This is a genomic window from Bradyrhizobium sp. 33ap4 (assembly GCF_032654765.1).
GTDB classification, from domain to species: domain Bacteria; phylum Pseudomonadota; class Alphaproteobacteria; order Rhizobiales; family Xanthobacteraceae; genus Bradyrhizobium; species Bradyrhizobium australafricanum.
The window spans coordinates 1-19,956 of the sequence record NZ_JAUMTJ010000082.1; the positions used below are offsets into that span (position 1 = coordinate 1).

Annotated in this window: 15 protein-coding genes and 1 pseudogene; 4 read left to right on the forward strand and 12 right to left on the reverse strand. The window is 64.3% G+C overall.

The window, feature by feature from the left end:
- Window positions 1-73: 73 nt before the first annotated feature.
- Together Q2M23_RS39035 and Q2M23_RS39040 are read right to left on the reverse strand one after the other, a co-directional pair.
- A pseudogene (locus tag Q2M23_RS39035) lies at window positions 74-880 on the reverse strand (O-antigen ligase family protein); the annotation flags it as partial.
- A gap of 75 nt (window positions 881-955) precedes the next feature.
- Window positions 956-1,810: a WecB/TagA/CpsF family glycosyltransferase gene (locus Q2M23_RS39040; protein WP_316398888.1), complete on the reverse strand. Its 855-nt coding sequence runs from the start codon at window positions 1,808-1,810 to the stop codon at window positions 956-958.
- Between the two features lie 461 nt (window positions 1,811-2,271).
- On the opposite strand from Q2M23_RS39040, the gene Q2M23_RS39045 reads away from it, so the two are divergent.
- The gene (locus Q2M23_RS39045; protein ID WP_316398889.1) at window positions 2,272-3,402 is read left to right on the forward strand and encodes a GNAT family N-acetyltransferase; all 1,131 of its coding nucleotides are present in this window, start codon (window positions 2,272-2,274) and stop codon (window positions 3,400-3,402) included.
- Window positions 3,403-3,426: 24 nt separating this feature from the next.
- Here the strand turns inward: Q2M23_RS39045 and Q2M23_RS39050 are convergent, their stop codons facing one another.
- On the reverse strand, window positions 3,427-4,647 hold the full coding sequence (locus Q2M23_RS39050) for an NAD(P)/FAD-dependent oxidoreductase (RefSeq protein ID WP_316398890.1): 1,221 nt from the start codon (window positions 4,645-4,647) through the stop codon (window positions 3,427-3,429).
- A gap of 618 nt (window positions 4,648-5,265) precedes the next feature.
- On the opposite strand from Q2M23_RS39050, the gene Q2M23_RS39055 reads away from it, so the two are divergent.
- A complete protein-coding gene (locus Q2M23_RS39055; protein ID WP_410469820.1) occupies window positions 5,266-6,591 on the forward strand; it encodes a lipopolysaccharide biosynthesis protein in 1,326 nt (441 codons plus the stop codon).
- An 18-nt stretch (window positions 6,592-6,609) separates the two neighbouring features.
- Here the strand turns inward: Q2M23_RS39055 and Q2M23_RS39060 are convergent, their stop codons facing one another.
- A complete protein-coding gene (locus tag Q2M23_RS39060; protein ID WP_410469819.1) occupies window positions 6,610-8,715 on the reverse strand; it encodes a GumC family protein in 2,106 nt (701 codons plus the stop codon).
- A gap of 279 nt (window positions 8,716-8,994) precedes the next feature.
- On the opposite strand from Q2M23_RS39060, the gene Q2M23_RS39065 reads away from it, so the two are divergent.
- Both Q2M23_RS39065 and Q2M23_RS39070 read left to right on the forward strand, forming a co-directional pair.
- Window positions 8,995-10,125 (forward strand): glycosyltransferase family 4 protein, encoded by a 1,131-nt coding sequence (locus tag Q2M23_RS39065; RefSeq protein WP_410469821.1) that lies wholly within the window; start codon window positions 8,995-8,997, stop codon window positions 10,123-10,125.
- A gap of 63 nt (window positions 10,126-10,188) precedes the next feature.
- Window positions 10,189-11,745: a hypothetical protein gene (locus Q2M23_RS39070; RefSeq protein ID WP_316398893.1), complete on the forward strand. Its 1,557-nt coding sequence runs from the start codon at window positions 10,189-10,191 to the stop codon at window positions 11,743-11,745.
- A gap of 16 nt (window positions 11,746-11,761) precedes the next feature.
- Here the strand turns inward: Q2M23_RS39070 and Q2M23_RS39075 are convergent, their stop codons facing one another.
- From Q2M23_RS39075 to Q2M23_RS39110, 8 genes are read right to left on the reverse strand one after another with little or no spacing between them, the layout of a single operon-like run.
- Window positions 11,762-12,964 carry an ABC transporter substrate-binding protein gene (locus Q2M23_RS39075; RefSeq protein ID WP_076830579.1) on the reverse strand — a complete coding sequence of 401 codons (1,203 nt, stop codon included), beginning with the start codon at window positions 12,962-12,964 and terminating at the stop codon, window positions 11,762-11,764.
- Between the two features lie 55 nt (window positions 12,965-13,019).
- On the reverse strand, window positions 13,020-13,721 hold the full coding sequence (locus Q2M23_RS39080; protein WP_057019207.1) for an SDR family NAD(P)-dependent oxidoreductase: 702 nt from the start codon (window positions 13,719-13,721) through the stop codon (window positions 13,020-13,022).
- Between the two features lie 39 nt (window positions 13,722-13,760).
- Window positions 13,761-14,567, reverse strand: a complete 807-nt coding sequence (locus tag Q2M23_RS39085) for a glutathione S-transferase (protein ID WP_168855807.1) — start codon at window positions 14,565-14,567, stop codon at window positions 13,761-13,763.
- 24 nt (window positions 14,568-14,591) lie between these two features.
- Complete coding sequence (locus Q2M23_RS39090) at window positions 14,592-15,752, reverse strand: iron-containing alcohol dehydrogenase (protein WP_253625628.1); 1,161 nt, start codon at window positions 15,750-15,752, stop codon at window positions 14,592-14,594.
- A gap of 40 nt (window positions 15,753-15,792) precedes the next feature.
- Window positions 15,793-16,566 carry an enoyl-CoA hydratase-related protein gene (locus tag Q2M23_RS39095; protein WP_057019204.1) on the reverse strand — a complete coding sequence of 258 codons (774 nt, stop codon included), beginning with the start codon at window positions 16,564-16,566 and terminating at the stop codon, window positions 15,793-15,795.
- A 12-nt stretch (window positions 16,567-16,578) separates the two neighbouring features.
- The gene (locus Q2M23_RS39100) at window positions 16,579-17,589 is read right to left on the reverse strand and encodes a nitronate monooxygenase family protein (protein ID WP_316398894.1); all 1,011 of its coding nucleotides are present in this window, start codon (window positions 17,587-17,589) and stop codon (window positions 16,579-16,581) included.
- A gap of 21 nt (window positions 17,590-17,610) precedes the next feature.
- Window positions 17,611-18,798, reverse strand: a complete 1,188-nt coding sequence (locus Q2M23_RS39105) for an acetyl-CoA C-acyltransferase (RefSeq protein ID WP_168855810.1) — start codon at window positions 18,796-18,798, stop codon at window positions 17,611-17,613.
- Between the two features lie 15 nt (window positions 18,799-18,813).
- Window positions 18,814-19,944, reverse strand: coding sequence for an acyl-CoA dehydrogenase family protein (locus Q2M23_RS39110; RefSeq protein WP_316398895.1), 1,131 nt, complete (start codon window positions 19,942-19,944; stop codon window positions 18,814-18,816).
- Window positions 19,945-19,956: the final 12 nt, after the last annotated feature.

Sequence of the window (19,956 nt, forward strand, 5' to 3'; positions counted from 1 at the left end):
AAGCGGTCTTAGGAAGACAACTATAACACTCAACTCCTTGGCTCACAGAACGACATGGCTACGATCCGACTTATCCGGTCGTGTAGAAATACAGGATCAATAGCGCTGCCGCGACGCACATGACACATGGCAGGATCGCGTAGACCTGCATGCACCGGACCGACCACAGGGAGGTGAGCAGCAGCGCGCAGGCAACCAGCGACAGGGCGCCGGCGCCGCGCGACTCCGAGAGCATGACGCAGGTGGAGGCCAGCACGAACGTCACGAGGAACGGTAGCCATCCTTGTCCCGCTATCTTTCGATAGCAGGCGAAGAACATGAGATAGGCCCCGGCGAAGCCGAGGGTTTGCTTCGACTCGAAGACCCCCTGCCACTGCCCCTTGTGCATCCAGGTCTGATCGATTCCGATGTCCGGCAGGATCACCGCACAGAGCGCAGAGGCCGCGATCAGCACCAATAGGCCGCGGGTGGCCGATGTCACGATGTCGTCGATATCGACGCGAGTGATCATGCAGAACGCGCCAAGCGTCGTGATTGCGAGCGCCGCGGCCTTCATCAGGGCCGCCACGCCGAGGTTGGTCCACAGCACGGAAACAGTGGCGAACGCATAGAACGCGACGATCACGAGCGCGTCGAGATTGAGGGCCAGCCGCAGACAGGGACGGATGAACAGGCTTGCGTAAATCAGGACGCCCCACATCAACAGGGCGACGGCTTGCTGTACCAGAGTCAACTCGGTCGGAAGCAGCGCGGCGTGGAAGGTCCCCATCGACATGATCACATTGATGGTGATCGACCAACCGATGACGGTCCTGGCGAAATTTTCCGCCCCGACGCCGGGTGCCTGCCAGACCGAACTGTCGATCGCACGTCCGTCCATTCGGTTGTACTCCGCTCATAGAATGAGCTTGCTGCTCCGGTGGATCGGAGCAGCACATTGCACTCGTGAGAGGCGTCAGTCTTTCGTTGACGAAGATCGGGTCCGGTTGAACAGCAGATAGAGCGCGTGCGGGTTGGTCGTCAGGTAACGCCAGAACAGCCGCCGCGGCTCGAGCCACAGGCGCCAGGCCCATTCGAGGCCGACGATCTGCATCCATCTCGGCGCACGCGGCCGCGAGCCGGACAGGAAGTTGAACAGCCCGCCCGAGGTCTTGATGACGCCGACATTGCCGAGTCGAGGCATGAATTCGTCGACGAAAGCCTGCTCATAGGGCACGCCGAGCGCGACCCAGAGAAAATCCGGCGCCAGGGCGTTGATCTCGTCGACCTTGGCCCGCAGCGCGTCGCCGCGCAGATAGCCGTGCGAATGGCCGACGATCTTGAGCGCCGGATAGGCCCGGCGGACATTGGCGATGGCAGCCTTGTTCTCGGCCTCGTTGGCGCCGAACAGATAGAAAGTCAGCCCGAGTTCTTCCGCCTTGCGCGCGACGTCGTGAAACAGGTCCGTGGTCGCGACGCGCTCGGGAAGCGGATTCGGCGACCGAAGCTTGGACACCATGACCAGCGGTTGCCCGTCGGCGTTGATCAGGTCGGCGGTACGGAACAGCCGATCCGTCATCGGCTCGGTCGAGCAGCGCGACAGCACCTCGCCGTTGGCGGAGGTCAGATACAGCGGACGATTGACACGCCGGTTCGGATGCACCGCCTCGACCATGAACTCGGCGGTCTGCTCGCGATCGAGCACGGCGAGCCGCAGTCCACCGATGGTCGCCCGGGGAACACCGGCAGTCGCAGCCCTGCCGACAGGATTGATACGCCGCTCCGGCGCACCGTGTGGCAATGATCCGATCTGCGCCGACGCCGGGGACATCTGCTCGGCCCGCGACGTGTCGCAAATCCGGACAGGCGGAGCAGCGATGTCCGAATTGAGACGCCGAGGCGGCTTGCGGTCGGCCTGCGGGAACGAAATTGCGTAGGAAGCGCGGGTTTTTTGGCTGTGACTCAGCATTTCGGCGGGACTCCAGGACTTGCGAGCCCTTAACTGCAATATCCGGTCCAGACCGGGTGCGATATCTCACCACGGCGCGATTGAACGCATCCTTAAGGGATTGTTAACGATGCTGATCCCCGGACGCGGCCAACTGAGATGACAGCCGATCGCAGTCGATGCGATGAAGGCAATGGCTCGCCCCGGCAACAATGTGCAAAGGTCGAGGCATTACATTAATACAAATCGTGTTCTGCCGCTGCCCGAGCCGATCGACCTTTGCTATAAGGGCGGCGTGCCGGATTCAATCGGCGCTTTGAAACTGTCGTTTTGTTTGGTCTCACATGAACAAGAATGATGACGCGTTCGATGTCTGCATCGACGACGCATTCGACTTCCTGTCTGAAGAGTACGTGAAGTTATTTGAAGGCTCGGACGCGACCGCCTTCCAGCATCCGCTATGGCTGGACAGCCTTTATCGCAAGCTCGCTCCCGCTGCGTCGGCCAAGCCGCTGGTCGTCGCCGTCCGCCATCGTGCGAACAGGTCGCTTGCGGCCGTGCTGCCGATGCTGCGCGTGCGGCGCGGCCCGATGCGCACCATCGAATTCGCCGATCTCCGCGTGTCCGACTATTTGTCGCCGGTGTGCAGCATCGCGACCTTCACCGACCTGCTGCAAGACCAGCGTGCCTGCGAAAGGCTTCGACAGGTGCTGCGGCCGTTCGACCTGCTGCGCATACCCAAGCTGCTCGATGCGAGGATGCCGATCGAGAATCTGCTCGGAGCGCCCCATCGCAGCCTGATGGATACCAATGCCTACGCGACGGTCCTGGTTGCGCCGTTCGAGCAGTGGCAGATCAACGCAATGGGAAAGTCGTACCAGAAGGAGCTGGCAAAGAAATGGCGCCAGATCCACAAGAAGGGCACGCTCACCTTCTCATGCTGCGCCGATAGCGCTTCCGTCGGCGAAGCCATGGAGACGATGAGAAAGTTTCGCGGTCCGCGGTTTCACGAACAGGGTGATGGCGACCTGTTGCAGCGACCGGAGTATTTCGATTTCTACTCGAGCGTGGCGCTTCGCGGCATGGGCTCGTTTACCCGGCTCTACGCCATGAAGATGGACGGCAAAGTCATCGCGGCAGCCCTTGGGCTGGTTCACCGTGACAGCCTCCTTGTCGTCATGACGGCGTTCGATGTCGAGGGGTACAAGAGCCAATCGATCGGCGCGCTGACATTCGAGAGCGTCGCCAAGGATTGCATCGAGCGCGGCGGTCGGGTGCTGGACTTCACCATCGGTGACGAACCCTACAAGACGTACTTCGGCGGTCAGCCGACGCCGATGTCGGCCGTGACGCAGGCCGGGAGCGCGGCCGGCTCGCTCGCGCTGTTTGCCTTGAAGCAGGCGCCCTGGATCAAGCAGGCCGCCAAGCGTGTGACCGATTTCAGGCCGGTCCGCACCTCGACCGGCACGCGCTAGCGCCGCCCGGCGCTGGCAACCCGATCAGCGGAGCGCGCCGCGGACGCGCATCACCCATCCCGGATGAATCCGGTCCACCCGGTGTGTGATCGTGCGGCGCAGGAAGTGCAGCTTCCGCCGCAAGTTCCAGCGCACACCGGTGTTCAACGTCAAGGCCTGGCGGAAGCCCGCCAGGTGCAGCGAGTGCTGATCCGCGGCGAGCTTGTCCTGATCGGAATAGAACTGCGCAATCTTGTCCGTGCCCATACCGGCGGTCTTCAGCCAGCGCGGCACATAGTCCGTGCAAAGACGTTCGACGTCCACCAGCAGTCGGCCAACGCCGGTTCCGGCTGCGGGACAATTGGTCTGAAACGCATCGCCGATCAACACGACGCCGGGCTGCAGATGGCCCTCGGTCACGGTCAGATCCATGACCCAGTTCTGCACCTGGCCGACCACCTCGAAATCGCCGAGATAGGGCTGCAATCCCGGCATCAGGCGAAGCAGCGTTCGTCTGGTGTCGCGGCGCAGCTCACGCATGATCGGATCGGTCGGATCGCGGAACATGAACAGGTTCGCCCGCATGCCGCCCGACATCGGAAACAGGCTGAGATAGTCGACGCCGTCAGCCGCCTGCTCGCCATAGCAGGTCAGCGCATCGAAATCGAATGGCGCGTTGTCCGGCCGTGCAATCGTGAAGCCGAACGAGACAGAGTGGCGCGCAGCAAGCATCTGCCGGCGCATTCCGAGACTGTGGCCGAGCACGTTCGCCATGCCGGTCGCCAGAACGACCAGACGCGAGACGACGCGCTTTCCGGAGGCCAACGTCAACTGCTGACGTTCCTCGCTGCAGCTGACATTGGTCACCTGGTCGAGCAGCAAGCTCGACGCATCGGGCGTCAGGCCGCGTGCCATGTTGACTAGGTTGGCATAGGAAATCCCGTAGGACCGGCCGACGCCGATATCGACCAGCTTGCCGCTCCTGATGTTGAGCACCCGGTCATAGGGCGCGGCAATGGCCTCGACGTCGTCGATGAAGCCGAGGCGGCGCAGGATATCGATCTGCCGTCCGGCGATTTTTTCAACCCGGAATTCGTCCGGCGGGATCGATCGCTTGTCGATCAGGACGACGCGGTATCCGGCTCGGGCGAGCACAGCCCTTGCGAGCGAGCCTGCCAGACCGGCTCCGACAATTGCGACGTCCGCTTCGATGACCTCGGTCTCGCAGGCCACGATTGGCTTGGTCGCACTTTTCTCGGCAATCATGTTCGTCCGCTCCGACGGCTAGAGCGTTTTCGAGCGAAGTGGATACCGGTTCGCGTGAAGAAAACGCGTCAAAACAAGAATCTAGAGCCCCGTTCCGATTCCATCGGAACGGGAAAAGCTCTGGTTGGCCGCAGGACTGCAATTTCCTTGCCTGCGGTGCCGCCTTGCCGATCGAACACGGCGAGTTCCAGAATCGAGGTTAATGACAACGTCCGGACCACGATCTGCGGTCTCTCGGCACATGGCTTGCACGACGGTCGGCCATGAAACTGAATCTTTGCAGGCTCCGCAGCGGGATGGCGAGGCAATTGCCAGGCCATCGTGCAGCGACAAATGGCGTTGACGCGCAAGCGCGGTCTCTTCCGGTAAGGTCCGCACCACTGGACTGGACGCTGGAGGCAAATCCAACCTGCGCCGTTTGGAGACAGGGCAGACGGCGCCGTTCCAGAATGGAGCAACGCGACCTGGCCCTGTTCACAACTGCGTTGGGCCCGGCAGCCGTTCGAAAGGAACGGAATCTTAGCAAGAGAACATTAACACTCCAGGCTTCACCGATTGCTGCGGTCAACAGCCCGACTGGATATTGAGACGTCTCTGGTGATTGCCTCCGTGCTCCAACTGTTACGGCGCGACGTTACGCGCGGCGTTGCCGGGACCATCCTGCTCAAGGTTGGTAGCGGCGGGCTCGCATTCGCGTTGTTCTCGCTCGCCGCGCGGGCGATGACGCCGGACGCGTTTGGAAACTTCGCAACCCTGCTCTCCGTCGCCCAGATCGCCTCGGTCGTGGGCCTGGTCGGCCAGGAGCTGCTCCTGGTTCGATTTCTCAATGAGTATGAGGTGCGCGGCCAGGCCGAGTTCACCAAGGGTGTGCTGCTGTCGAGCCTGAAGAACTCCGCGATCGGGATGCTGATTTCGATCGCCGCGATCTCCGCGGTGGCAAGCATTCGCGGCGAGTGGTGGCTGTTGATCCTGTCGGTCTCGGCGTTCACCGCGATCAATGCAGGGCTGATGCTCGGCAGCCAGATCGCGCGATCGCTGGTCAGCATCCTGATGGGCGAAGGCAATCGGGAGTTCTTCTGGCGCGTCGCCGTCGTCCTGTTCCTGATCGCGGTGCTGTTCGGCCACCGGCAGCTCACCCCCGCCGAGCTGTTCAGCGCGATGTCGGCCGCGATGGCGCTCGGGCTCGTCGTGCAGATCGTATCGATCATGCGGGCGCTGCCGAACCTGCGGTCGGTCACGGCGCGCTTCGAGGCCTCGCGCTGGAACAAGAGCGCATTCCGGTTCTGGCTCGCCTCCATTCTCGAAGCGGCAAACCAGTATTTCGACGTCATCCTGGTCTACTGGATGCTGGATCCGGCCACCGCCGGCGTCTATTTCGCCGCCTCGCGGCTGGCGAACATCTTCGCGATGCTGTCGGCTGCGCTCTACACGTTCGGGGCGCGTCGGCTGCCCTCGCTGTATTTCAGCAAGAACCACGGCGAGCTCGAACATACGTTGAAGCTGATGGCCGAGGTGACCGCGCTCTGCGTGCTCAGCGGGCTCGTCATTGTCTGGGTGGGCGCCCCCTATCTGCTCGGCCTGTTCGGGCCGCACTTCGCGGCGCAGCAGTGGGTGCTGATCGTACTCGCGATCGGAACGGCCTTCCAGGCGGCAGGCGGACCCTCTGCCGCTGTTCTGCAGCTGACAGGCCATGAGCGTGATTATGTTCCCGTCGTCGCGGCCAATGTGGCGCTACGGCTGCTGGGATTTGTCGTGCTGATCCCGTGGCTCGGCGTGCTCGGCGCCGCGATCTCGGCGACGGTTTCGCTGGTCGTCGCCACCATCGCGCTCAACGTGCTGTGCCGGCTGCGGACCAGCGTCGACCCATCCATTCTGGTGCTGTCGCATCTGTGGCCGTCGAAAGGTGACGCCTACGCGGTCCGCGTTGCGGACAGCAACGACTAGACGTCAGCTGAACCGCCTTCAGCTCGCCAGGCCCAGCGCCTCTCCCTCAGGATCGCGAACGGCGGCATTGACCGCCACGCGATTGACGACCAGCACGGTCGGGACCAAACCATACCCGGATAGATCGGCCCGCGCCTTGCCGATCGCGGCCGAGTTGGCGGCCCCTTCGCGAACCACGAGGATCACGAGGTCGGCATGGGCAGCCAGCGCCACCGCGGCCGGCTGCAGCGCAAGCGACGATGCGTCGGCGATGATCAGGCCGAAATCGGCGCGAATATCGTCCGGCGGATAGGGCGGCGCCTTGCTGCTGGCGCCCAGCAACTCGACGACGGACGGCAGATCGGCCTTGATGATCCCCGATCCTTGCGGCGGCGCGGCCTCGGCGCGCCTGGATTCCATCTCGATCAGGACGCTGAGCATTCCGTTCTTGACCGCGGATCGGTTCAGCGACCGTGCAACGGTACTGCCGCCCGCACCGGCCTCGACCGACAGCAGCAGCGCCACCTTGCCATGGTCTCCCGGAAGCTGCTCGATGTTCTCGATCAGCAGCTGAAGATGCGGACTGAGATCAGGCTCGGCCGTCGACGAGATCGGGGTCTGCCAGACGCTCCTGACGGCGTCGGGCGACGCGATACTGGGAATGCGGGCCAGCACCGGCAATCCCGGCGGCAGCGCAGACTGCGGCGCGTCCGGCGCAAGTGCAGGCGCCTCGGCCCGACGCAGCGGCGGAATGGCCTTGATCGGGAGCTGCTTCAGATTCAGACCGGGAACGGCGACGATCGCCGTCGACGTCAGCAGCGAGACGATCGCGAGCGCGACCAGCAACAGCGGAAGCGGCGGCAGCGTCGAGCGCACCGGCGGCGTCGCGGGCGATGCGACCTTGGTCTGCGAGCTCTGCAGCAGCCGTTGCTCGTCGGTGGTCTTGTAGCGCGAGAGGAACTGCTCGTAGATATTCTTGTTGGCATCTGCATCGCGTTGCAATTCCTGCAGCTTGACGAGAGCCTGACCATCGACCAGGATTTGCTGTTCGACCGCCTTCTGCTGATCCTCGAGCGCCTTCTGCTGATCGCGCTGCGCCTCATATTCCGACTTCGCGGTCTCGATGTTCTTCTTCCGCTCGATCTCGATCTGGCGGTTGAGATCGCTGAGCTGGCTGAGGGCCATCACGAGGTCCGGATGACGATCGCCCAGCACCCCGCGCTTCTGTGCGATTTGATCGTTGAGCGCCGAGCGCTGGGCGCGCAGCGCGCTCAGCAGGTCCTGCTTGACGGGCCCGTCGACATTGGCCTTCAGGTCGCGCTGCAGCTGCTCATAGCGGACCTTGGCCTCCTCGGTGCGGGCGCGCGCGGCGGCGACCTGCTGGGTCAGATCGGTGACGCGCAATTGCTGCGTCGTCGATTCCTTGCCGGCGTTGACGATCCGGTGCTCGAGCTTGAACTTCGCAACGGCATCTTCCGAAGACCGCAAGCGGTCGTTCAACGTCTTGAGCCGGCTCTTCAGCCAGTCGGCGGCTTCGTCGGTCGCCACGCTGCGCGTGCCGCGCTGGCTGGCGACGAACGCCTCAGCCACCGCATTGGCGTAATACGCCGCGCGCTGCGGGTTGTTGGACGTGAACTTGATGGCGATGACATAGGTCAATCCGCGCCGGGAGATGTCGAGCCGGTTGCGAAACCGGTCGAGCAGGCGCGTCGGGTCGGTTCTGCCGCCGGAGATGTCGCTGTCTTCGGCGACCTTGAGTTGCTCGATCAGCGGCCCGAGAAATCCGTCGGATTTGGCGATCTCGACATAGCTCTGCAGTGCTGCGGCATCTTGACCGATGCCCGGCAGGACGTCCTGGTCCGTGGTGACGCGCTGCTCGCGCGGGTCGACCACGACGAGCGCGGTCGCGGCATAGCGCGCCGGAATCAACATCAGCAGAATGACGCCGACCGCGAAGATCACCGCGGCGAGCATCAGAATGCGTTGACCGTTCTCGCGGAAAAAAGCCACCACGCCGGGAATGCTAAGCACGCCCTGGGTGGTTTCCGCAGAGGATCGGCTGGTCGGCACGCCGGCAGCTTCCCACGACGCGGCGGGTTCCGTGGCTTCGGAACGTCTCGGGCCTACGCGGCTACCGAACTTCATGGGGCGGTTACTCGAATTCAACTGACAGTACTGCTCCAACGTAAATATCTATGGTTAATCCACGGTTACCCCCTCCTCATGCGGACGTAACCAATTAGTTAACGAGCCAGCTGTACCCTATGTGTGAAACAATGGCTCTCGATTGCTGGCAATGTCTGATCGCACTAAATGAGCAGTAACCTCAACACGCGCTACTCGATCTACGAGCGCGCTTCGCGTGATAAGTACGCGCGCAATAGCGAGGGAGACGATTTCACTCCTTCGACGGGTGAGGAAGCCGTGCTTCATTACAGGCCAAGCACAGAATTGCGCGAGGCATCGACCGCATCACGCGATCGACCGAACGAGAGCAAGCCAAAGCTGCGTGTCGTCCTGGTACAGACCCAGGCCGAGAACGCCGGCGCGCAGGAGATATCGCGGCTGCTCGGCGCGGGCCTCTCCGCGCGCGGCTATGACGTCGCCAACCTGTTCTTCTTCCGCAAATCGGATTCCTTCGACGAGCCGCCCAATACTTTCTATTGCGCGCAGACCCGCCCGGGAAATCCCCTGGCCCTGCTGCGGATGCTGTGGACGCTCGCCGGTCATCTCAGGACCATCAGGCCCGATGTCGTGCTGACCTTCCAGCACTTCGGCAATGTGATCGGCGGAGGCGTGTCGCGGCTCGTCTGCCGCGCTCCGGTGATCGCCAATCAGGTGTCCTCGGCGATGTCGATGAGCATGCCGGTGCGCGCCGCCGACATCTTCATGGGCTCGACCGGCTTCTTCCAGTGCATCACGCTGAACTCGCGCGACATGGAGCGTGAATACGCCCGCTACCCCGCGACCTATCGCGCGCGCATGACGCACGTCCCGCACGGCTTCGACGACAAGTCGCACAGCCTGCCGAAGAACATCGCGCGGCAGCAGTTCAGGCTGCCGCCGGATCGCACGCTGCTTGGCTGCGCGGCAAGGCTGCATCCGCACAAGCGGCTCGATGCGGCAATTCGCCTGCTGGCCGCCGACCAATCCTGGCATCTTGCCCTCGCCGGACAAGGCGCGGATGAGGAACGGCTGCGAGCCCTGGCGAGCGAGCTGAAAGTCGCGGATCGACTGCACTTCATCGGCGAGATCCCACCGCGCCAGATGGCCGAATTCCTGGCGTGCCTCGACGTCTTTGTATTTCCGACGCAGGCCGAAACCTTCGGCCTTGCCGCTGTTGAAGCCGCGAGCGCCGGCATTCCCTGCATCGTCAACGATCTTCCCGTGCTACGCGAGGTGCTGTCCTACCAGGGACAGCCCGCGGCGGTCTTCGTTGACGCGGCTAACGAGGCGGAGTTTTCGGCCGCCGTGTCGAAAGTCCTGACCGATCGTTTGTTGAGCGATCAGCTGCGGCAAAGTGCCGTGGGAAGTCGGGAGGCCAAGCGGTCTTAGGAAGACAACTATAACACTCAACTCCTTGGCTCACAGAACGACATGGCTACGATCCGACTTGACATGATTATCGAGTTTCGCTGCGATCGCGCGCAGGCGCGACTCTGGATGCGTCGCGAGACGCTGCGCGTCAGCGATCAGGATATTCCCGTTCAGATCGCCTGGACGACGACGCCGGGGCCGAGGCCCGCCGGCCTCGACATGCTGTTCGAGCTCGAACGCATCGTGCTGCGCAAGGGCAAGGCGGGTGATGTCGACAGGCTGAAGACGATTGCGGAACGGCCGCGCATGGGCAACCCCGATGTGGTGGTCGACTTCACCACTGCCGAGCGGGACCCGAACTGCTCCGCCAGGCTCTACCTCCGTCCACACTTCAACGGACAGGCGGGCGAAGCCGCCGCACTGGCCGCCATTCTCGCCGGCGACCTGCCGGTGATTGAAATCGTCAACGAGCTCGACGGCACGGTCATGGACCGCGGCCATCCCTCGGCGGAAATCGCCACCGGCCTGAGCGGCGGGCTCGAAACGGTGATGGCGCGCACCCTGTCCATGCTGCCGCCGATCCTGTCGGCGGCTCCGCGGCTGGTGCCGCAACTCGCTGTGCCGGCGACCGGCAGCGCGCCGGGAAATCCCGCGCCCTTTGTCCTGCGCGGCGTCGCGACCTCGATCGCGAAGGAGATCTATCGTCTTTGCTGCTACGCGCCGCATTGGCATGTCGGCTGGCGCTACGCCGACGACGCGGATATCTGGCGGACCGGTGACCTGTCGGGACCTGCCTGGAACGTGCTCGGCGATCCCGGCAATCACTTCTATGCCGATCCCGTCCCGGTGAAATGGCAGGGCAGGACGTTCGTGTTCTTCGAGGACCTCGACCACCGAACCGGCAAGGGCATCATCTCCGCGATCGAATTCGACGGCAACGGTCCGGTCGGCACGGTGCTGCCGGTGCTCGAAGAGCCGTGGCACCTGTCCTACCCGTTCCTGATCGAGAACAATGGCGAGCTGTGGATGATCCCGGAAAGCACCGCGCATCGCGATGTCCCAATCTACAAATGCGTTCGCTTTCCCGACAAGTGGGAACGGCAGGGCACGCTGCTGTCCGGGCTCGAACTCGCCGACGCGACCATCACGCAGCATGACGGCCTCTACTACATGTTCGGAGCCTGGCGCGACGGCACCGGCGGATATTCCGACACGCTGGCGATCTATTACGCCGAGCAATTGTTCGGCCCCTGGCGGCCGCATGCAAGCAATCCGATCCTGATGGATCGCGCGACGACCCGACCCGCCGGCAATTTCGTGACCATCAACGGCAAGCTGTGGCGGCCGGTGCAGGACTGCACCAACGGATACGGCGCGGCGCTCGGACTTGCGGAAGTGCTCGAACTGTCGCCGACGACCTACCGGCAGGCCGTGCGCCATCTGCTCAAACCCGGGCCGCTGTGGACCGGACGCAAGCTGCACACGCTCAACCGCTGCGGCCGGCTCGAGGTGATCGACGGCTCGCGGGTCCAGCCGAAGACCACCGCCTTGCTGAACAGCCTGCGGTCAAGCGACCGACCAGCCCAGCGGGAGTGGCAAGGCACGCTGGCGAAGCCGATCGCGCGACGGCTCCACTAGCCTCGGTCGACCCGGTTCAGTTCAGGTCGGCACTCAGCACGCCGCCGAACTGCTCCCATGAGCTTCCGGTCCAGCGTTGCAGCTGAAGCTGCGTATAGGCCATGCTGTTGTCGGGGCCTGTGTTGATGGCGATGCCCGGCATCAGCGTCGGCAGCACGAGCCCTCTGATGTTGCGCGCCTGCTTCACGATGTTCTCGCGCGACAGGTCGTCACCGCACTGCTTCAGCACCTGCTCCAGGATCTGGCCCTGCTGGGTGCCGAACAGATAGTTGTTGTCGCCGATATCGGCGCCTGGGAGATATTTCTCGAAATGGGCGCGATACCACTTCATGCCGGGATCGTCGGCCCACTTCTTGTCGTTCGGATCCTTGGTGATGGTCGCCACGACAACGCCGACCGCCTTGTCCGCGCCCGCCGGCACGATGGTCGCGGAGACCGAGCTCGACACATAGTTGACGATGGTCAGCGGCGACCAGCCGATCTCGTTCGCCTTCTTGATCGCCTGGGCCACGAATTTCGGTGTGCCGGCGATCAGGAACGCCTGCGCACCCGACGCCTTCAACGTCACCACGCGGGATTCGATGGTCGGCTCGGTGACCTCATAGGGAGACGTCACCACCTTCTTGTCGAAATCGGCCTTCAACACCTCCTTGAACGCGGCGACGAAATCGCGGCCGAGATCGTCGTTCTGGTAGAGGATCGCGATCTTCGCATCGGGCGCCGTCTGCGTAATGTATTTTGCGTAGATCTTGCCTTCGGTGTTGTAGCTCGGCAGTCCCGTGGTGGTCAGCGGAAATTCCGCGAAATTCGTAAACTTGGTCGCGCCGCTGACGACGAACAGATGCGGCACCTTCTTCGCGGTGACGTATTTGATGGTCGCGCCGATGCCGGGCGTGCCGAGCGGGCTGAACAGGAACGCCACCTCGTCGCTCTCGATCAGCTTGCGGGTCTGCTCCACGGCCTTGGGCGGCGTATAGGCATCGTCATAGGTGATGAGGTTGATCTTGCGGCCGTTGATGCCGCCGCGGTCATTGACGGAATGGACGTAGGCGATCAGGCCCTTGCCGGTGTTGCTGAGCGGAGACGCCGGGCCGCTGAACGGGAACGTCGCCCCGACCTTGATCTCTGATTCCGATACCCCCGGCGTTTCGGCGCGGACTGGAGCCGCGGCAAGCGCCGCGAGCATCGCAACGGACACGGCAAGCGTCTTCAACAACATGAAATTCCTCCTGAGCTTTTATGAATTGACCAACTCTTGCGATCGGCGCGCGGCGCTACCAGGCTTCGCCGAACGGCCTGATCTCGACATTGAACGACCACGCGCTGCGATCCTGATGGGCGACGTGCCAGACCTCGTCGGCGATCGCTTTCGGCTTGATGAAGAAGTCGTCCGGCCGATCCGGCCAGCGCTTGCGCGTCCACTCCAGATCGATCACGGCATCGATCACGAGATAGGCGACGTGAACACCTTGCGGCCCCAGATCGCGGGCCATCGCCTCGGCGAGAATCCGCTGTGCCGCCTTGGTCGGCGCGAACCCCGCGAAGCCGGCCTTGCCGCGCAACGCCGACGTATTGCCGGTCGCGACGATGGCGCCCTTGCCGGCAGCGATCATCGCCGGGGCAAATCGCCGTGCCAGGTACAGCAATCCCATCGTGTTGACCTGGAAGTTGCGATTGAGAATCTCTGGATCGATCTCGCGGAAGGTGCCGAACGCCCCGCCGACGGCGTTATGAATGACCACGGCGGGATTGCCGAGATCGCGCTCCACGGCGGAGGCCACCGCCTCGACCTGCGCGGGATCGGACACGTCGCACCGATAGGCCTTTGCGCCCGGCAGCTGCTTTTCGAGCGCGGCGAGGCGCGCCTCGTTCCTGGCGAGAAGCGCGACGCGATAGCCGCCCTCAGTGAATCTCCTGGCGAGCGCCGAACCGGTGCCGGGCCCAACGCCGGATATCAGAGAGACAGGTGCGGTCATGCGATCAACCCTCCGCGTTGCGGCTCATGGCCTTCATGGTCAGGCGGCCGCCTTCGACAGCAGCTTCTCGACGTAAGGCTTGAGGTCCGGCCCGACATGCTCATGCGCGATCAGGCGGCCAAAGTGCGCGAACATCAGCGGATACTCATCCTGCACGCCCGAATGCAGGATTTTCGCCAATCCTTGCTTTTTCAGCTGCTCGGTCCGCGCATGTTCATTCATGAACAGCGCGAGTTCGGCGGCAAAGCAGATGTCGGCAATCGAGATACCGTTCCCGACCAGCGCCTCCCGCCGCGGCGACAGCGCCTGCTCGATGCCGGACGCATAGATCGCGAACGCATCCTTGGCTCGCGCATGAATGGCCGCATCGACGGTGCCGCCCGAGAGCGCCAGCAGATAGATTTGCGAGTCCCGCGCGAACACCAGGCTTACATCGAGAAAACTGTCGATCCGCGACGCCTCAAAGGCGTCGCGCCCGTAGAGCGGGAACTTCGCCTCGCCGAGCCGCGCCACCGTGCGCATGATGCTGTTCGATTCGAAGATTCCGACCTTGCCGTCGGCGCCGAACGCGGCCGGCACATTACCGAACGGCTGCGCCGCCATGAACGCATCGGTCTTGAACAGTTGCGCCCCGGTCAGTCCGACCCGCCCGGTCCGTGCCAGCGACGACAGCGAGGCGCGCTCATGCTCCGCCAGCGGGCGGGCATCATAGTCCCACAACCAGTCCCGCAACTCCTTGCCGGACGCGCCCCTGACCTCGACGTCGACGCCGCAGAACCGCGCCGCGATGGTCGCCTTCCAGACCCGTGGGTTCGGCAGATAGGAGAAGATGCGCAAGGCGGCCATGGCGGCTGCTCCGGTGCTGATGCCTCAGGCGGCCAGCTTCAGGATCTTGACGACGTCGGCGGGCTCGCGGATCGGCTGCGGGTTGGCCCGCGTGAAGATCGACAGCATGGCGTTCCGGCCGATCAGCTCAAACCGATCCTCGCCGACGCCGACATCGGCAAGCCGGCGCGGCAGGCCGAGCTCCGCGATGAACGCCGCAAACGCCTCGCCGGCGTCGCGCCCCGGCGCGCCGAGCGCGGCGGCGATCGATTGCTGGGCTGCCTCCGTCGCCGGGCGGTTGTAGCGCAGCACGCTCGGCATCATCACCGCCGTGCAGAAATAATGCGGCACATCGCAGGTGCCGCCGAGCACATGGCCGATGGCATGACTGGCGCCCATCGGCACCCGCGACTGCAATCCGAACGCCGACAGCCAGGAGCCGAGCTGGCAGCTCAGCCGCGCCGCCGCGTCGTCGGGGTGGGCCTTGGTGCGCAGCAGACCGTCGTGCAGATAGCGCAGCCCCTGCTGGCACACCGCATCGACCAGCACGTTGGGGCGGCTGGAGCAGATCGCCTCGATGCCGTGATCCATCGCCCGCGTCCCGGAACCGAGCCAGAGCTTCTCCGGTGTATATTTCGTGATCGCGGGATCGAGGATGATGCTGCGCGGCATCATCATCGGGTGGTTGAAGATCTGCTTCAGCTTGCGGCTGGTATCGGTGACCAGCGCGCCGGAATTGTATTCGCCGCCGGAGAGCGTGCTGGGGATCGCGATCATGCGCACTTTCGGCGTGCGGAACGGCCCGAAGCGGCGGTCCGGCGTGGTCTCGAAGCCGTCGAGGCCATCAGGCTCGAAGATCTCGTGCTCCATGCACATCAGCACGATCTTCGCCGCATCGACCACCGAGCCGCCGCCGATCGCGACGACGAGGTCCGCCTTGGCCTCGCCGGCTTGCCGCGCGATCTGCGTCACCACGTCCCGCGTCGTGTGCTGCGGCACGCCGTCGAAGGTCGCGGCGTGGCGGTCGCCGAGGGCTTGACGGATTTTCCCGATCTCGTCGGTCGTGGTGTTCAACGTCCGGCTGGCGATCAGATAGACGCGCCTGGCATCCAGCCGCTCGGCCTCCTCGCGCAGCGCTTCGGCCGCCGGCTTGCCGTAGATCACGGATTCCATGGTCGGGTATTGATGGCTGCCGGTGACGCGCATGCTTTCACTCCCTCGATGTGTCCGTAAGTTCCGCTGTCGGTCAGGCCGACAGCTTAGTGAAATCAGGCTGACGCCGTTCGGCGAAGGCGGCAAAGGCTTCGCGCGCCTCGGGCGTCGTCAGCCGCTCCTTGAACAGCACGCCTTCCTCGGCGATCTGCGCCGCGATCTTCTGCTGCTCGCGCATCAGCTTCTTGGTCATGCTGAGCGACCCCGCCGGCCGCCTGGTCAGTGCGACAGCCGCGTCATGCGCCCTCTTGCGCAGATCGGCCTGCGGCACCACGGCGTTGGCGAGACCAGATGCCAGCGCACCCTGCGCATCCATCGGCTCGCCGAGCGCGAACATCGCATAGGCCCGCGCGTGTCCGATCCTCAAGGGGAGCAGCCAGCTCGACGCCGCTTCCGGAACCAGAGCGAGGTTGACGAACGGCGTGATCAGCCGCGCATTCTCGGCAAGATAGACCAGATCGCAATGCAGCAGCATGGTGGTGCCGACGCCGACCGCATTGCCCTGCACGGCGGCGACCAGCGGCTTGCCGACCTTGCTGATGGTCTCGATGAAGCGATGCGCGGGGCTATCAACTGCGCTTTCGCCGCGTGCCTGGCTCGCGAAGTCGGCGAGGTCGTTGCCCGCGGTGAAGCTGTCGCCGTCGCCCTGGAACAGGATGACGCGGACGGCCGGATCGGTCTCGGCCTGCTTCAGCGCCTGCGACATGGCGTCATACATGGCGCCGGTCAGCGCGTTCTTCTTCTCGGGTCGCTGCAAGGTCAGCGTCATGACGCCGGCGGCGATCTCAACCTTGACATGCTCGGTCATGGCACTCTCCCGTCAGGCGACCGCGCGGGCCGCCGTGGTTTCGAACTTGCCGTCGAGGAAGCCGGTCAGCCGCTGCCGGATGATCGCTTCGGCTTCGGCCATGATGCGGTCGATCAGCTCCTTGACGGTCGGGATGTCATTGATCAGGCCGACCACCATGCCGCAGCTCCAGGCGCCGGCATCCATCTCGCCGTCGATCATCACCTTCGGATAGACGCCGGCGACTTGCTCGTGGATATCCTCGATCTTCAGCCTGGCGCCCTTCTCGCGCTCGATCTCGAGCAGCTCATCGACGCCCTTGTTCTTCAGCACCCGCTCGGTGTTGCGTAGCGCGCGCATCACGAGGCGGGTGTCGAGCTCGTCGGCGTCGAGCAGCGCCTGCTTCACATTGGGATGAACCGGCGCTTCCTTCGTCGCGATGAAGCGCGTGCCCATGTTCATCCCGGCAGCGCCCATCGACAGCGCCGCGACAAGGCTGCGCGCGTCCGCCATGCCGCCCGAGGCGACGAACGGGATCTTCAATTCGTCCGCCGCGCGCGGCAGCAGGATCATGTTCGGGATGTCGTCCTCGCCGGGATGGCCACCGCACTCGAAGCCGTCGACGCTGACCGCGTCGCAGCCGATCTTCTCGGCCTTCAGCGAATGCCGCACCGAGGTGCATTTGTGGATCACCTTGATGCCGGCCGCCTTCAGCGCCGGCATGTACTGCTCCGGGCTGCGGCCCGCGGTTTCCACCGCCTTGACTCCGCCCTCGCGGATCGCCGCGATGTATTCGGGATAGGGCGGCGCGGTGAAGCTCGGCAGGAAGGTCAGGTTCACGCCGATCGGCTTGTCGGTCATGTCGCGGCAGCGCGCGATCTCCTTCGCCAGCAGCTCCGGCGTCTTCTGGGTCAGGCCAGTGATGATGCCGAGGCCGCCGGCGTTGGACACCGCGGCCGCCATCTCGGCGAAGCCGACAAAATGCATGCCGCCCTGGATGATCGGATGCTGGATGCCGAACAGTTCAGTGATTGCTGTCTTCACAAGTCTCTCCCGCGTTTCCGCTCAGTGGACGATTTCGAACAGGCCCGCCGCGCCCATGCCGCCGCCGATGCACATGGTCACCACGCCGTATTTCGCCTTGCGCCGCCGGCCCTCGATCAAGAGGTGACCGGTGAGCCGCGCCCCGGTCATGCCGTAGGGATGGCCGATCGCGATCGAGCCGCCATTGACGTTCAGCTTGTCCGGATCGATGCCGAGCTTGTCGCGGCAATAGATCACCTGCACCGCATAGGCCTCGTTGAGCTCCCAGAGATCGATGTCGTCGATCTTGAGGTTGTGCCGCTTGAGGAGCCGCGGGATCGCGGCAACCGGGCCGACGCCCATCTCGTCCGGCTCGACGCCGGCGGCGACGAAGCCGCGGAAGATGCCGAGCGGCTTCAGGCCCTTCTGCGCGGCAACCTTGTCGCTCATGATCACGCAGGCCGAGGCGCCGTCCGAGAGCTGGCTCGCATTGCCGGCGCTGATGGTCTTGCCCTCGAACACCGGCTTGATCTTGGCGAGCCCGTCCGCCGTGGTATCCGGCCGCGGGCCCTCATCCTTGGCCAGCGTCACCTGCTGAAAGCTGACTTCCCTGGTGTCCTTGTTGACCACGGCCATTTTGGTCGTGATCGGCACGATCTCGTCGTTGAAGCGGCCGCCCTGCAACGCGGCGCCGACGCGGCGCTGGCATTCGAGGCTGTACTCGTCCTGCTTGTCGCGGCCGATCCCGTAACGCTCGGCGACGACTTCCGCCGTCTCCAGCATCGACATGTACATCTCGGGCTTCATCGCCATCAGCTCGTCGTCGACGGCGTGGAATCTGTTCATGTGCTCGTTCTGCACCAGGCTGATCGACTCGATGCCACCGCCGATCGCGATCTCGACGCCGTCGAGCATGACAGAGCGGGCGGCGACCGCGATCGCCTGCAGGCCGGAGGCGCATTGCCGATCGATGGTGGTGCCGGCGACCGTCACCGGCAGCCCGGCGCGGATGGCACCCTTGCGCGCGACGTTCATCACCATGGTACCCTGCTGCATCGCGCAGCCCATCACCACGTCCTCAACCTCGCCGGGCGCGATGCCGGCACGCTTCACCGCTTCGGCCATCACATGGCCGGCCAAAGTCGGGCCGTCGGTGTTGTTCAGCGCGCCGCGATAGGCCTTGCCGACGCCGGTGCGCGCGGTGGAAACGATGACTGCATCCTGTGACATGCTTGCCTCTCTGGCTTAGGCGACCGCGTCGAGCTGCGCATAACGCAGCACGTGATAGGCGGGATCGCCGAACTGGATGTTGATGGAGGAAATCCGCTTGAAGTAATGGCCGACATTGAGCTCGTCGGTCATGCCCATGCCGCCATGCAGCTGCACCGCCTGGTCGGCGACGAACTTGCCGGCATATCCGATCTTCGACTTGGCGCCGGAGGCGAGCCGAGACACGCCGGCCTCATCGTCGCTGAGACTGAGGCTCAGATGCTGCATCAGCGACAACGCCTCCTGATGCGCGATGAACATGTCGACCATCCGGTGCTGCAGCACCTGGAAGCTGCCGATCGTGACGCCGAACTGCTTTCGCGTCTTGGAATAGTCCAGCGTCGAGGCGTTCAGTTCGCCGATCGCGCCGACCGCCTCGGCGCAGAGCGCGCCGATCGCGCGGTTACGGCAGGCTTCCAGCGCGGCGACGCCCCCGCCTTCGCTGCCCAGCAATTCCGCGCGCACGCCGCGCAGGCTGATCTCGGCCGCCCTTCGGCCATCGATCGTCCTGAAGCTTTGCAGGTCGAGATTGGCGGCGCGGCGATCGACGACGAACAGGCTGACGCCGCCGCGATCGTGACGATGGCCCGAGGTGCGCGCGGAGACGATCAGATAATCCGCCCACGGCGCGGCCAGCACCGCCGTCTTCTCCCCGGTGAGCACGTAATCGTTGCCGTCGCGGCGCGCCGTGGTGGTGACGGTGGCGAGATCGAAGCGCGAGCCCTTCTCGGTCCAGGCCAGCGCCCAAAGTTTCGTGCCTGCGATGATGTCGGCAATGAACGCTTGCCTCTGCGCGTCGGAACCTGCCTGCTCGATCAAGCCACCCGCAACGACGACCGTCTCGACGAACGGCTCGACCACGAGATGCCGGCCGAACTCCTGCATGATGATCATGGTCGACAGCGGCCCGCCGCCGAGCCCTCCGACCGCTTCCGAGAACGGCGCGGCGAGTAGGCCGAGCTCGGCGAACTCAGCCCATTGCTTGCGGCCCAACCCCTCTTCGCTCGCGACGATCTTGCGGCGGGCGTCGAAATCATACTGGTCGCGCAGCAGCCGCTGGACGCTGGACCGCAACAACTCCTGCTCTTCCGTGAACTGGATATCCATCCGATCCTCGTT